The sequence below is a fragment of the Bradyrhizobium genomosp. III genome (assembly GCF_000261705.1).
Taxonomy (GTDB): domain Bacteria; phylum Pseudomonadota; class Alphaproteobacteria; order Rhizobiales; family Xanthobacteraceae; genus Bradyrhizobium; species Bradyrhizobium ottawaense.
In genome coordinates, this window is record NZ_AJQF01000320.1 from 1 (window position 1) to 14631 (window position 14631).

Genomic DNA, 14631 nt, shown 5'->3' on the forward strand with positions numbered 1-14631 from the left:
ACGCGCGATCGCCCCTCAAGGTCAAGCCGGGATGGACGACACATACGTCGAAACCGAATTTCGGTAAAGTGGAATATTTTTAACGGAGCGGATTGACACGCGGCGACACAGGCGGGTCGCGTAACCCGGATGGAGCGCTAGCGGAATCCGGGACGGTGCAAAATGCCGGGCGAGCAGTCCGGATTTACGCTTTCGCTCCATCCGGGCTGCGGGACATCACCGCTTCGGCAGCGCCGAGACGTCCTGCAATACCTGTTTACATTCAGCAACATTCCCGCTGCCGAAAGGCCACGATCGGCCGGCTAGTGGCGGCTGCCTCGTCCTGCCCCTGAGGGCCATGAGCTCCCTCCGAGCCGAGGTCAGTGGATTTCAGCCGATTTGATGCCGTCGTACTCGTTCGCCGCAAGTCCCCTGCCAACGGCCAAGGAGACGCATCGTCCGAAGCCCGCCCCGTTGCGCAGCCCCATGTCGCGCGCCGGATCAGCCTGCGTTGCGCTGATGCTGGGCAGCGCCCTGGCCGGCTGCGCGGTCGGCCCGGATTATGCCGGCCCGCCCAAGCTCGCCTTGCCCTCGCACTGGAGCACCAACACCGCCCCGCATCGGGACGCCGGCAAGCTCGACCGCTGGTGGCTGCGCTTGCGCGATCCCCTGCTCAGCCGGCTGATCGAGGAGGCCATCGAAGCCAACCCTGATGTCGCGAAGGCGAAAGCGGCCGTGCGCGAGGCGCGCGCCACGCTGCAACAGACGACGGCAGGCCTGTTTCCGTCCGTGAGCGGCACGGCCTCGGTGACCAGCAACAAGTCCAGTGCCGGCTCCTCGTCCGTCCTCGTCGACAGTGCGCCCTACTCACTTCACCAGGCAAGCTTCGATTCGAGCTGGGAGCTCGACCTGTTCGGCGGCACGCAGCGGAGCATCGAGGCCGCGGCGCATGGTGCGCAATCCGCCGAGGAGGATCTACGCGACAGCCTCGTCACGCTGATCGGCGACGTCGCCGCCTATTACGTCGAGGCGCGCGGCTATCAGGCCCGGATCGCGCTGGCGCAGCGGACCGCGGTCTCGCAGCGCGACACCGAAAAGCTCACCCGCAGCAAATACGAGGCCGGCAGCGGCAACGCCGTCGATCTCGCCAAGGCCACCGCGCAGGCCGCAAGCACAGAAGCCAACGTTCCGACCTATCAGGCGGCGCTTGCGGCCGACGTTCACCGGCTCGGAATCCTGCTCGGGCGGCCGCCCGGCGGCGTCGCCTCGTCGATGGCGCAGTCCGCGCCCGTGCCGGCGCCGCGTATGCCGCTTCCCATGGGACTGCCCGCCGATCTCCTCATGAGCCGTCCCGATATTGCCAGTGCCGAGCGCAAGCTGGCGCAGGCGACCGCCAAGATCGGCGCCGCGGAGGCCGACCGCTATCCGGCGGTGTCGTTGACCGGCTCGGTCGGCACCTCTGCGCTGCGGGCCGGCGATCTCGCCAAATATTCGAGCGTCAGCTGGTCGGTCGGCCCCTCGATCACCGTACCGGTGTTCGACGCGGGCAAGCGCCTGGCCACGGTCAGGATTGCGGAGGCGCAACGCGACCAGGCGTTCGCCACGTTCCATTCGACCCTGCTCACCGCGCTCGAGGACGTCGAGAATGCCCTGGTCTCGTTGTCGCGCGAACGCGTGCGCGCCACCAAGCTGACGGAGGCGGCCAGGAACTACCGCGAAGCCGCACGGCTGTCGCGATCGCTGTTCGAGACCGGCAGCGCCAGCTTCATCGACGTGCTGGACGCCGAACGTTCGCTCTATTCGGCCGAGGATTCGCTGATCCAGAGCAAGGTGTCGGCTGCCAAGGATTACATCGCGCTGGCAAAGGCGCTCGGCGGCGGCTGGTCCGATCCGGTCGACGTATCGACGCCTGTTATCGTGGACACCAACACGGGACCTCACTTCCGGGAGGCGCAGAAGTGACCGAGATCATCACCGCCAGACGCCTGAAGATCGCCGCAGCGATTATTGCCGTCGTGGCGACCGGCGTGGTCGCGGCCACGCGCTTTCCGGGAACGTCGAGCAAGGCGCAGTCCTACATCACGGCGCCGGTCACCGTCAGCGATTTGCGCGAGGAGGTGCTCGCCAGCGGCACGCTGAAGCCGGCGCGGCTGACCGCGGTCGGCGCGCAGGTGTCAGGCCGGATCACCGCCCTCAACGTCCGCGTCGGCGACACGGTGAAGGCCGGCGACGTCATCGCTCAGATCGATCCCGTCACCAGGCAGAACGATCTGCGCAGCTCCGAGGCGTCGCTGAAGAACTATCGGGCGCAGAAGGTCGAGAAGGAGGCCGCGCTGGTGCTGGCCGAGGCCAATCTCGCGCGCCAGCAGGCGACCCTGGCGCAACGCGCGACGTCGCGCAGCGACTTCGACAGCGCGGATTCGACCGTGCGGCAGACCCGCGCCCAGATCGCCGCCCTCGAAGCCCTGATCGTGGGGGCGGAAGCCAGCGTCGAGACGTCACGCGTGAACCTCGAATACACCCGCATCACCGCGCCGATCGACGGCACGGTCCTCGCCACCGTGGTGCAGGAAGGACAGACGGTCAACGCGGTGCAGTCCGCACCGACCATCGTCGTGCTCGGCCAGCTCGCGACGATGACGGTGCGGGCGGAGATCTCCGAGGCCGACATCGTCAAGGTCAGGCCGGGACAATCGCTCTACTTCACCATCCTCGGCGACCAGGACCATCGCTATGAGGCCCGGCTCGAGCAGATCGAGCCGGCGCCCGAATCGATCAAGAACGACGCCAGCTTCTCCTCGACCACCACCAGCTCGACCTCGAGCACGAGCTCGTCGAGCTCGACAAGCACGGCGATCTACTACATCGGTGTCTTCAACGTGCCGAACAAGGAGCTCTCGCTGCGGACCTACATGACCGCCGAGGTGCACATCGTCACCGGCGAGGCCAAGCGCGTGAAGGTGATCCCGGCGCTCGCGGTGATGCGGAAGTCCGACGGCCGCAGCACGGTGCGCACGCTCGCCGCGTCCGGTGACATCAGCGAGCGCGAGGTCAAGACCGGCCTCAACGATCGCACCATTGTCGAGATCAAGTCCGGCCTCGACGAGGGCGAACGTGTCGTGACCGGCGAGGCGAACGAGCAGACCGCATCGCGCGGCATGCCCGGCGGCCCGCCGGGAGGGGGAGGTCCCTGACATGATCCCTCATTTGGCCGATCCGATCATCGCGATCGAGAAGGTCCGGCGGGAGTTCACGGCCGGCGACACCAGCGTGGTCGCGCTCGACGATTTCTCGCTGAGCATCCAACCCGGCGAGATGGTGGCGATCATCGGCTCGTCCGGATCGGGCAAATCGACGCTGCTCAACATCCTCGGCTGTCTCGACCGCCCGACCTCCGGCACCTATCGCGTCGCCGGCAAGAACGTCTCCGAGCTCGATGCCGATGCGCTGGCGGCGCTGCGCCGTGAGCATTTCGGCTTCATCTTCCAGCGCTATCATCTGCTCGGCGACCTCTCGGCCGGCGAGAATGTCGAGATCCCCGCGATCTATGCCGGGATGAAGGCCCGCGAGCGCCGCACGCGCGCAGAGCAGCTTCTCGCAAGGCTCGGCGTCAACGACCGGCGCGGCCATCGCCCGAACCAGCTATCGGGCGGCCAGCAGCAGCGTGTCTCGATCGCACGCGCGCTGATCAACGGCGCCGAGGTCATCCTGGCGGACGAGCCCACCGGCGCGCTCGACCGGCGCAGCGGCGAGGAGGTCCTGAAGATCCTGAAAGAGCTGCACCGCGAGGGGCGGACGATCATCATCGTCACCCACGATGCCGATGTCGCCGCGCGGGCCGAACGCATCATCGAGCTGCGCGACGGCAGGATCGCCTCCGATCGCCGCGCGGAGACGACAAGCGCGTCGGAGCCGGCGGTTCCGGTGTCGCGGACGTCATGGAGCAGCGGCACCGGCTGGTCCGGCGCCTTGCGGCGCCTGCGGGAGGCCTCGCGGATGGCGCTGGTTGCGATGGCCGCGCACCGGCTGCGCGCCTTCCTGACCATGCTCGGCATCATCATCGGCATCGCCGCGGTGTCGTCGGTGGTCGCGCTCGGCAACGCGTCCCAGCGCAAGGTGCTGTCCGACATTTCGAGCCTCGGCACCAACACGATCGAGGTATTTCCGGGCAAGGACTTTGGCGACGCCCGCGCCGGCAAGATCAAGACGCTGGTACTGGGCGACGCCCGCGCGCTCGGCCGGCAGGATTTCATTGCCGGGGTCACGCCGACGGTGTCGACCAGCACGACGGTGCGATATCGCGGTAACGAGTCCAACGTGCTGGTGAACGGCGTCGGCGAGAGCTATTTCCAGGTCAAGGGCGCCAAGCTCGCGAAAGGACGCCTGTTCGATACCGATGCGATCCGCAACATCGAGCGGCAGGCCGTCATCGACGACAATACCCGCAAGACCTTCTTCGCCGACGACCAGACCTCCGGGATCGGCCGCGTGATCTGGCTCGGCAAGGTGCCCTGTCGCATCGTCGGCGTCATCGCCCAGCAGCAGGGCGGGTTCGGCTCGAACCAGAACCTGTCGGTCTACCTGCCCTACACCACCGTGCAGGCCCAGTTCACGGGCGATCGCGCGCTGCGCAGCATCCTGCTGCGGATCAGCGACGACGTTTCGACTGCGCTGGCGCAGGACGCGGTGACCACGCTACTGACACAGCGGCACAACAGCCGGGATTTCGTCATCCTCAACACCGACGATATCCGCCGCACCATCACCAGCACGACACAGACGCTGGCGTTCCTGGTGGCGGCGATCGCGGTGATCTCGCTGGTCGTCGGCGGCATCGGTGTCATGAACATCATGCTGGTGTCCGTATCGGAGCGGATCAGTGAGATCGGCGTGCGCATGGCGGTCGGCGCCAGGCGCAGCGACATCCTCCAGCAATTCCTGGTGGAAGCGACCCTGATCTCGTCGATCGGCGGCATCGCCGGCATTCTCGTCGCGATGCTGCTCGGCGTGGCCATCAACGTCGCGGTGCCCGGATTCGAGGTCAGCTATTCGACGTTCTCGATCGGCGCGGCGTTCCTGACCTCGACCGGGATCGGGGTTGCCTTCGGCTTCTTCCCCGCCCGCCGCGCCGCCTTCCTCGACCCCGTGGTGGCACTGAGCCGCGACTGACCTTAGGATTGCACGATGACCGTAGTTCTTCGGGCGAGACATTCGTCCGCAAATCGACCAACGATCGGCAACCCCGATGCGATTTCAATCATGACCAGCGGCCCCCAGAACATCCTGATCGTCGAGGACGACAAGCAGACCCGCGACCTCATCTCGCGTTATCTGCTTGATCACAACTTCTCGGTCGACGCGGTCGCGAACGGCAGGGAGATGGACCGCCATCTCTCCCGCGAGCGGGTCGACCTGATCGTGCTCGACCTGATGCTGCCGGGCGAGGACGGCCTCAGCCTCTGCCGCCGGCTGCGGATGGAGTCCACGACGCCGATCATCATCCTCACCGCGAAGGGCGAGGATCTCGACCGTATCCTCGGCCTCGAGATGGGCGCCGACGACTATCTGCCAAAGCCGTTCAACCCGCGCGAGCTCCTCGCCAGGATCAACGCCGTGCTGCGGCGGCGATCGAGCAGCCTCACGGGCCCCACCGCGGCGCGTCTCAAGTTCCAGGGCTGGACCATCGATCTTCGCCTGCGCGAATTGCGCGATCCCGAGGGCGCGCAGGTGCCCCTGACCAGTGCCGAGTTCGATCTGCTGCAGGCCTTCTGCGAGCGGGCCGGCCGCATCCTCACCCGCGACAACCTCCTGAGCATGACGCGCGGTCGTGCCGGAGCAAGCTTCGGCCGCAGCATCGACGTGCTGGTCAGCCGGCTGCGCCGCAAGCTCGACCGGGCGGAAGGCGCATCCGTGATCAAGACCGTCCGCATCGGCGGGTACGTCTTCACCCCGAGGGTGGAGGAAGCATGAGCCGCACCGCCGACATCGTCGCGCTCTTCAGCTTCAGGCGGATCAGCGGCCAGATCGCCGCCTTGATCCTGGGATCGCTGGTCCTGATCCATGTCCTGATCGCCGGCTATTTTCTCCTCAACCAGCCGAAGTTGCTGGCGGACACGCCGCTGGAGCAGATCGAACTGATCGTGCGGATCATCGCCAACACGCCGAAGGCCGAGCGCGCGATCGTCCTCGACAGCGTCAGCCAGACCTTTCCGCCGCTCAAGCTCCAATTGCGGGACAGCGTATCCGCCGCCGCCACGCCGCAGTCGATGCGGACCTCACTGACCATCCCCTCTGCGCTTGGTGTCAGGGCCGAGCTCGTTCGCGGCAGCGGCGCGGACGGCGAGCGCGTCTGGTTCTACCTTCCGGGCGACGACGTGCTCGAAGCCACGATCGGATCGCCCAAGATGCCGGCCTTCGTCAGCGGCCTCTGGACCTCGACGCTGCTGTTCCTCGTGGCAAGCCTGACGCTGCTCGGCGTCTGGGCCGGCCGCGCGCTCTCCTCGCCGCTGTCGGCCTTCGCGCGCGCGGCGGAGGATTTCAGCCTGAGCCGGTCCTCCGCGCCGCTGCCGGAAAACGGACCGGAGGAGATCAGGTCCGCGGCAAGGGCGCTGAACCGGATGCGCGATCGCATCACCACGCTGATGAACGACAGAACCCGCATGCTCGCGGCCATCAGTCATGACCTGCGCACGCCGATCACGCGTCTGCGGCTGCGTTCGGAATATATCGAGGATCCGGCACAACGCACGCAGACCGTGCGCGACCTCGACCAGATGCAGTCGATGCTCGAATCGGTGCTGTCGCTCCTGCGCAGCGAAAGCCCGGTCAAGCCGACGCTGGTGGACGTCGCGGCGCTGCTTCAGATGGTTTGCGAGCAGTTTTCGGATTCCGGATTTGCCGTGACCTATTCCGGCCCCGACAGGGCCGCCTTCGTCCTGCGGCCCGACGAAATCATTCGCGCGGTCACCAACCTCATCGAGAACGCAACGCGATTCGGAACCCAAATCGACGTCGCGCTGTTGACCGCCGAGGACCGGCTCGTCATCGACGTCTGCGACGACGGGCCGGGCATTCCCGACGAAAGCAAGGCCGCGATGCTGGAGCCCTTTGTGCGCGGAGAGGAAGCCCGCACCATGGACGAGACATCAGGATTTGGTCTCGGTCTGTCGATCGCGCAGGCGATCGTGACCGCGCATGACGGAACGCTTCAGCTGCTCGACAACGCGCCACAGGGCCTGCGCGTCCGCTTGCAGCTCGCGCGGGCTGCCCGCGACGATTTGGGAGCGCCTCGGACATAAAGCCGCGGCATTTCTCGGGCTTGTCGATCGCCCTGCCTCTGCTTCTCCGGAGTTCCCATGTCTTCCGCCGACCGGCCTGCGACGCGCCTTGCGACCCGGCTTGCCTTCCTCGTCGCGGGTTTCGGCATCTCGTGCTGGGCGCCGCTGGTGCCGTTCGCGAAGACGCGGCTCGGCGTCGATGACGGCGTGCTCGGACTGCTGCTGCTCAGCCTCGGCATCGGCTCGGTCATCGCGATGCTGGTGACCGGAATCGTGAGCGCACGCTACGGCAGCAGGCCGATCATCATTGCCGGCGGGTTCGGCCTGGCGCTGGTCCTGCCCCTGCTCGCCATTGCGGCTTCGCCCGCAACGCTGGCGCTGGCGCTTTTCGCATTCGGCGCCGCGCTCGGCTCGATCGACGTCGCCATGAACATCCACGCCGTGGAGGTGGAGCGCGCCGCGCACCGCCCGCTGATGTCCGGCTTCCACGCCCTGTTCAGCATCGGGGGTTTTGCCGGATCCGCGCTGATGACGGCGCTGCTCTCGCTGCAATTCGGAACGCTCGCCTGCACGCTGGTCTGCTCCGCCCTGATGCTGCTCGCGATGGCCCTGACCTCGCCGCGCCTGCTTCGTTCCGTGCAGGTGCAGGAGGGCCCGCTGTTCGTGCTGCCGCACGGATCGGTGCTGCTGCTCGCGCTGCTCGGCGCCATCACCTTCCTGGTCGAAGGTGCGATGCTCGATTGGGGCGCCCTGCTCGTCATCGGTGCAGGTCTCGTCACCGAAGCGCAAGGCGGCGCCGGCTATATCGTGTTCTCGATCGCGATGACTGCGGGCCGGCTCGGCGGCGACGCCGTCGTCGCGCGGATCGGCGACCGCACGACGTTGCTCTGGGGCAGCCTGATTGCGATCGCCGGTTTCGTGGTCCTGCTCACGGCGCCCATCGCAGCGGTCGCCATCGGCGGATTCCTGCTGATCGGGCTCGGCGCGTCGAATCTCGTGCCGGTGCTGTTCCGTCGGGCGGCGCGGCAGACGGTGATGCCCACGGGGCTTGCGGTCGCGGCGATCACGACCGCGGGCTACGCAGGAATCCTCATCGGCCCCGCCGGCGTCGGCTTCGTCGCGCGTTTTGGCGGATTGCCCATGGCGTTCTGGCTGCTGGCTGCGCTGATGGGTCTGGTCACGCTGTCGGCACACATCGTCACAAAGGACAAGGGTAAGACCACGGCGACCTAACCCCTTCCATTTCCAGCATGATTCAGGCGGAGCCGAAGCCGACTGAAGTCATCTGCGCAGGTCTGCCAGCCATGCTGCTTTCGGCCAGTTTACTGGACGCCTCGTTCTGCTAGACCACAACAAAATACCTTTTGACTCCCGTTGCGGGGGGCAATGGCACGTGCCAGCTCACAATAACAACCAAGACTCGGCCATTTCATTCGGGCCATTTCGGCTGTTTCCCAAGTCCCGGCTCCTGGAAAAGGAAGGGGAGCCGCTTCACGTCGGCGGCCGCGCGCTCGATATTCTCATCCTGCTTGCCGAGCGCCCCGGAGAAGTCGTCGACAAGAGAGAGCTGGTCAAGCGCATCTGGGCCGAGGTGAATGTCGACGAGGGCAGTCTGCGCTTCCATGTCGCAGCGCTCCGCAAGGTGCTCGGCGATACCGGAAAATCGGCCCGTTATGTCCTCAATGTACCCGGCCGTGGCTATTGCTTTGTCGCCCCGTTCGCTCAAGCGCCCTCGCAGGTCGCGCCAGCCGCCGCCGAAATCATTCCTCCCCGCTCCCTGCCCGCCCAGCTTGCGAAGATGGTCGGACGCGAGGAGGTCATCGAGAAGATTTCGAACGGCCTGACGCTCTATCGCTTCATGACCCTGGTCGGTCCCGGCGGCATCGGGAAGACCGCCGTCGCCGTCACGGTCGGGCATCGCCGCTCGGCGGATTTCGACGGCCGCGTCTTCTTCGTCGATTTCGGTCCGCTGCGGGATGCGAGCCATGTCCCAACCAGCATCGCCGCCGTCCTCGGACTGACCGTCAGCGCGGAGGATCCGACGCCGGCCCTGCTGACATTTCTGAAGACCGGGCCGGCCCTGCTGATCTTCGACAGCTGCGAGCATGTGCTGGATAATCTGGCGCCTCTCGTCGAGCGCATCGTTCGCGAAGCGCCGCAGCTTCGTGTTCTCGCCACCAGCCGCGAGTCGTTCCGAAGCGAAGGCGAGCGGATCTTCCGGCTGTTTCCGCTGGATTGTCCGCCCGAGCGCGACGGCCTCGACGTCGCCGAGGTTCTCGCCTACCCCGCGGCCCAGCTCTTCGTCGAGCGCATCGCGCAGAGCTCCGGGCCGTTCCAGCTCAGCGCCGAAGAGGCGCCGCTTGTCGCCAGCATCTGCCGGCGCCTCGACGGCATTGCGCTGGCGATCGAGCTTGCGGCAGGCCGTGTCAATGCGTATGGCATCGCCGGCACCGCTTCCCTGCTCGACAGCCGCTTCTCGCTGCAATGGCGGGGACGGCGCACGGCCGTCCCGCGGCACCAGACGCTCGCCGCCGCCCTCGACTGGAGCTACGACCTGCTGCCTCCGGCGGAAAGCGCCACCTTGCGGCGATTGTCGGTGTTCGCAGGACCCTTCGCGCCGGAGGCGGCTGCCGCGGTCGCGTCCGGCGATGGCCTCAGCACCTCGGAGACGCTGGAGGCGATCGACAGCCTGGTCACCAAATCGCTGATCTCGCCATCCGGCTCGCGGACGCTCCGCTATCGCCTGCTCGACACCACGCGCACCTACGCGCTCGGGAAACTGAACGAGCTCGGCGAAGCCAGGCAGTTCGCGCGGCGTCATGCGGAGCATTTTCGCGATTTCTTCGAGCGCGCGGGGGCCGACGCGTCGACGCCGCTGCCCGAATGGCTCAGCACCTATGGTGGGGAGCTCGACAATGTGCGCGCGGCGCTGGACTGGGCCTTCGCGCCCGACGGCGACACCCGGCTCGGCGTTGCGCTGACGGCGGCCGCGGTCACCCTGTGGGTGCGTCTGTCGCTGTTCGCCGAATGCCGCGAGCGCAGCAGAACGGCACTGGCGGCGCTCGGAGACGACGGCGACAACGACCGCGTCCGCATGCAGCTCCTGTCGGCACTCGGCTGGTCGCTGATGTATGGCGAGGGCCGCGCGCGCGAGGCGCGCCCGATCCTCGAGACGACGCTGGAGCTGGCCGAGAGCCTCGACGACAAGGACTTCCGGCTGCGGGCGCTCTGGGGCCTGTGCATCGACCAGTTCAACAACGGGCAGTTCGGCAAGGCCCGCGTGCTCGCCGAGCGCTTTGCGAACGCGGCTGCGAATTCGCCTGACAGCACCGATCTCATGCTGGGCGACCGCCTGATGGCCGTCGCGTTGCATTATCTGGGTGATCAGAACGACGCGCGGCAACGCATCGACCGCGTGAACGCCTCGCTGCATGTGCTGGTGGCGAAGCCGAAAATCTTCCCGCTCGATCTCAGGATATCGACGCAATATTTCCGGGCCCGCATCCTGTGGCTTCAGGGGCTCGCCGATCAGGCCCAGGCGCTCGCCGCCACGAACATCGAGGAAGGCCGCGCCAACGGCCATGCGCTGACCTTCTGCAGCGTGCTGGGACAGGCCGCCTGCCCGATCGCGTTCTGGTCCGGCGATTTCGATGCTGCCGAGCGCCACGGCGCCGAGCTGCTCGAACACACCGAGCGCCACGGGATCCGGCTGTGGGGCCTATGGGCACGCGCCTTCAACGCCGCGGTCGTGGCCAGGCGCGGCGACATCGCCACCGGCCTGCCGCTTTTGCGGGAAGAGCTCAACCGCGCCGGCGATGCGCGCTTCCTGCCGCGCTTTCTGCCGCTGCTCGGCGAGCTCGCCGCGTGCTTCCTCGAAGCCGACCAGGTCGACCGCGGCCTCGACGTGATCGAAGACGTCCTGACCCGTTGCAACGACCGGCAGGAGCGCTGGTATCTGCCGGAGCTGCTCCGCATCAAGGGAGAATTGATGCTCAGGAGCGCGCGGCATGCGGAGCAGGCCGAGGTGCACTTTCGCGAGGCCATCGACATTGCCGCCCAGCAGGGCGCGCGCTTCTGGGAGCTCCGCTGCGCGACCAGCCTCGCGCGGGCCATGATCGGAGCCGGCCGGGGCGCGGAAGCCCGGGTGGTTCTCGACAACGTCTGCGGGACGTTTGCCGAAGGCTCCGATATCGCCGACATGCGCATGGCCCGCGATCTGATCGCGCGATCGCGGGCCTGACGGCGCGGCGTCTTGATCTAGCCTCCGACGGCAGCAGCGCGGCGCGGCAGCTTCCAGCCGGGCCGGATGAAGTGGCAGGTGTAGCCGTCGGGATAACGTTCGAGATAGTCCTGATGCTCGGGCTCGGCCTCCCAGAACTCTCCTGCGGGCGCGACCTCGGTCACCACCTTGCCGGGCCACAGGCCGGACGCCTCGACGTCGGCGATGGTGTCTTCGGCGATCTTCTTCTGCTCGTCGCTCGTATAGAAGATCGCGGAGCGATAGCTGGTGCCGCGATCATTGCCCTGGCGATCGAGCGTGGTGGGATCGTGGATCTGGAAGAAGAACTCGAGCATGGTCCGGTAGCTGGTCCTGGCGGGATCGAACATGATCTCGATCGCCTCGGCGTGGCCTTCGTGGTTGCGGTAGGTCGCGTTCTTCACCTTACCGCCGGTGTAGCCGACGCGTGTCGAGATCACGCCCGGTTGCTTGCGGATCAGATCCTGCATGCCCCAGAAGCAGCCTCCGGCCAAAACTGCGCGCTCCGTCGTCATTTGATGCTCCCTTGGTTTCGTCGAGATGCTTACCTTTGCTCCGCAACCGCACGCAAGCGCGGGTCATCCTTGTCGTCGTGATATTCGAGGCCCAGCGGCCCGATCGCACTCACCTGCGTGACATACTCGCCGGCCTTCGCCCAATGGAAATGCCAGGTCTCGCCAGGCAGCACGATAACACTCCCTGGCGGATAGGCGCTGACTTTATCGCCGTCAAAACTCTCGCCGAGCCCGATGTAGAACACGCCCGACATGACCGTGTAGATGCGGTCCTCCGGATGCTTGTGCGGCATCAACCTCGTGCCGCCGGGCACCTTGACCCGGACCACGTAAGGTCCGGGCTCGGCTGGATGTCCGACCATGACGGCCAATCGCGCACCGGGCGGAAATGCCGGAAAGGGTTGCCATGCGATATCCTCGGGCAGGATCGCCCGGAACCTGTCCTCATCCGGCTGATGTTGGCGAGACGGATTTTGGCGAGACATGGCAACACTCCCTGCGTTCAGTCAGCCCAGCTTGGCGTCGAGCGTGATCGCGGCGTTGAGCACCTTCGAGACCGGGCAGTTCTTCTCGGCCTCGCCGGCGATCTTGGCAAAACCTGCGTCGTCGAGGTTCGGCACCTTGGCACGCAAGGTCAGCGCGGACTTGCTGATCTTGAAGCCCTTGCCTTCGGGCTCGAGCGTGACGGCGGCTTCGGTCGAGAGCTCGTCCGGCGTGAAACCGGCCATCTGAAGGCCAAAGGCCAGCGCCATCGTAAAACAGCCGGCATGGGCCGCCGCGATCAACTCCTCGGGATTGGTACCCTTCTCGTTCTCGAAGCGGGTCTTGAACGAATAGGGTGTCTGCGCGAGCACGCTGGATTCGCTCGTCAGATGACCGGTCCCATCGCGACCGGTGCCTTTCCAGACTGCCGTTGCCTTGCGGATCATCTCAATTCTCCTTGTTTGATTTCAGCACCGCTACTCCGTACCGGTGGAAGGCGGCATCGGCGTGACCGCATGCCGCCGCTCCAACTGGCCGCGCGTCGCAACGGTTCCGTTAGCTGCCGATCTGTCCGACGTGGAAGCCGAGCCGGTTCTCGACGTCCCCGGAGCGGTGGAAGCCGCGCGCCATCAGCGCCTTGATCCTGGTCTGGCTCGCGGGGCGGCCGAGCGAGGCCAGGAACGCGTCCCACTCCGGCTTGATTTCGGCGTCCGGCGGCAGGCTTGCGACATCGACAAGGCGCTTGGTCTCGGCGATCGCCTCCTTGTCGAACGAGGCGATGCGCATGGCGAGTGCCTCGACGAAACCATCGAGCTCGGCGTCCGGCAACGACCGGTTGACGTAACCGTAGCGTTCGGCGAGATCGCCATGGATGTCGTCGGCGCCGAGCAGCACTTCGAGCGCACGGCCGCGGCCCATCAGGCGCGGCAATCGCGCCATCGGCCCGCCACCGGGCACGAGGCCCGCCCCGACCTCCCATTGCGACAGGATCGCCTTCTCGCGGCTGGCAAAGCGCATGTCGCTCGCGAGCGCGAGCTCGCTGCCGACACCGGTCGCGCGGCCCCGGATCGAGGCGATGGAGACGACCGGCGCGCGGCTGAGGCGCACCAGCATGTCGGGCAGCGCCTCGAGGCCGGTCGGCCCCGGCGGAATACGAAGCGAATCCTCCAGCGGCGCGAGGAAGTCGTAATGGGTGATGAAGAAGCCTTCGACGGCACTGTCGAACACCACGACCTTCACGTCCGGATCGGTCTCGATCCTGGTGACGATGTCGCCCAGCAGCGGCAGCTGCTTCGGGCCGAAAATATTCACCGGCGGCATGTCGAAGGTGACACGCCAGTAGGACGGCAGGCGGCGCTCGAGGTGGATCTGTTCGGTCGTGAAGGTGGGTTCGGGACGGTTCATGTCTTGCACTCCTGATGTGTGGGTTCGCATCTCAGATCGATTGCCGCAGCGGGCGGAACGCGGTGCGCACTTCCGCGGAGAACAGCGCCGGCTGCTCCCAGGCCGCGAAGTGTCCGCCCTTGTCGAGACGGTTGTAGTGGATCAGCTTGGGGTAGGCCTTCTCTGCCCAGCTCCGCGGCGCGGCGTAGATCTCGTCCGGAAAGACGCTGACGGCGACGGGAATCTTGACGTGCTTGGGCGCGAAGAACACCAGCTTGTTCTCCCAGTACAGGCGGGCCGAGGAGACCGCGGTGTTGGTGAGCCAATAGAGCGTGATATTGTCGACCACGTCGTCGCGCGACAGCCCTTCCGTCCGGCCGTCGAACACGCGCGCGATCATCGCGGCGCTGCGCGCATCGTGATCGAGCATCCAGGACGCGAGGCCCGCGGGCGAATCCACGAGGCCATTGAGCGTCTGCGGCCGGTTCGACATCTCGATCGCGTAGCCGAGACCGTGCTTGTAGAAATCATCGAGCTGGTCGTAGGCAAGGCGCTCGTCGGCCGAAAGGTTCGCCGGGCGCGTTCCGCCGGGTTGAAGCGCCTTGGCGATGTCGTCGGGGACGGTCGCGGGCATGTTGGTGTGGATGCCGAGCAATTCCGGCGGCGCGATCAGCGCCATCTGCTCCGTCACGGCATTACCCCAATCGCCGCCTTGCGCGACGTAGCGGCTGGAGCC

11 protein-coding genes and 1 pseudogene are annotated in these 14631 nt (G+C 66.7%); 7 read left to right on the top strand and 5 right to left on the bottom strand.

Features of this window, described 5'->3' with window-relative positions:
• Window positions 1-498: 498 nt before the first annotated feature.
• From IC66_RS0126060 to IC66_RS0126090, 7 genes are all read left to right on the top strand, one after another.
• On the top strand, window positions 499-1941 hold the full coding sequence (locus tag IC66_RS0126060) for an efflux transporter outer membrane subunit (protein ID WP_240536507.1): 1443 nt from the start codon (window positions 499-501) through the stop codon (window positions 1939-1941).
• Window positions 1938-3173: an efflux RND transporter periplasmic adaptor subunit gene (locus IC66_RS0126065; RefSeq protein ID WP_038949629.1), complete on the top strand. Its 1236-nt coding sequence runs from the start codon at window positions 1938-1940 to the stop codon at window positions 3171-3173. The genes IC66_RS0126060 and IC66_RS0126065 overlap by 4 nt, the downstream gene beginning before the upstream one ends.
• A 13-nt stretch (window positions 3174-3186) precedes the next feature.
• Entirely contained in the window at window positions 3187-5148 is a 1962-nt protein-coding gene (locus tag IC66_RS0126070; RefSeq protein ID WP_038949630.1) for a MacB family efflux pump subunit, read from the top strand.
• A 90-nt stretch (window positions 5149-5238) separates the two neighbouring features.
• Window positions 5239-5949: a response regulator gene (locus IC66_RS0126075; RefSeq protein ID WP_038949631.1), complete on the top strand. Its 711-nt coding sequence runs from the start codon at window positions 5239-5241 to the stop codon at window positions 5947-5949.
• Entirely contained in the window at window positions 5946-7277 is a 1332-nt protein-coding gene (locus IC66_RS0126080; protein ID WP_038949632.1) for an ATP-binding protein, read from the top strand. The genes IC66_RS0126075 and IC66_RS0126080 overlap by 4 nt, the downstream gene beginning before the upstream one ends.
• Window positions 7278-7334: 57 nt before the next feature.
• Complete coding sequence (locus IC66_RS0126085) at window positions 7335-8489, top strand: MFS transporter (RefSeq protein WP_038949633.1); 1155 nt, start codon at window positions 7335-7337, stop codon at window positions 8487-8489.
• A 160-nt stretch (window positions 8490-8649) separates the two neighbouring features.
• The gene (locus IC66_RS0126090) at window positions 8650-11496 is read left to right on the top strand and encodes an ATP-binding protein (protein WP_038949634.1); all 2847 of its coding nucleotides are present in this window, start codon (window positions 8650-8652) and stop codon (window positions 11494-11496) included.
• Window positions 11497-11513: 17 nt separating this feature from the next.
• On the opposite strand, the gene msrA is transcribed toward IC66_RS0126090, so the two are convergent.
• The 5 genes and pseudogenes from msrA to IC66_RS0126115 form a co-directional block, all read right to left on the bottom strand.
• Window positions 11514-12029: a peptide-methionine (S)-S-oxide reductase MsrA gene (gene msrA, locus IC66_RS0126095; protein ID WP_038949635.1), complete on the bottom strand. Its 516-nt coding sequence runs from the start codon at window positions 12027-12029 to the stop codon at window positions 11514-11516.
• 29 nt (window positions 12030-12058) lie between these two features.
• On the bottom strand, window positions 12059-12514 hold the full coding sequence (locus IC66_RS0126100) for a cupin domain-containing protein (protein WP_028143734.1): 456 nt from the start codon (window positions 12512-12514) through the stop codon (window positions 12059-12061).
• 21 nt (window positions 12515-12535) lie between these two features.
• On the bottom strand, window positions 12536-12958 hold the full coding sequence (locus tag IC66_RS0126105; RefSeq protein WP_038949636.1) for an OsmC family protein: 423 nt from the start codon (window positions 12956-12958) through the stop codon (window positions 12536-12538).
• Between the two features lie 109 nt (window positions 12959-13067).
• Window positions 13068-13916 carry an enoyl-CoA hydratase/isomerase family protein gene (locus IC66_RS0126110; protein WP_038949638.1) on the bottom strand — a complete coding sequence of 283 codons (849 nt, stop codon included), beginning with the start codon at window positions 13914-13916 and terminating at the stop codon, window positions 13068-13070.
• A gap of 31 nt (window positions 13917-13947) precedes the next feature.
• Window positions 13948-14631, bottom strand: a pseudogene (locus IC66_RS0126115) (epoxide hydrolase); the annotation flags it as partial.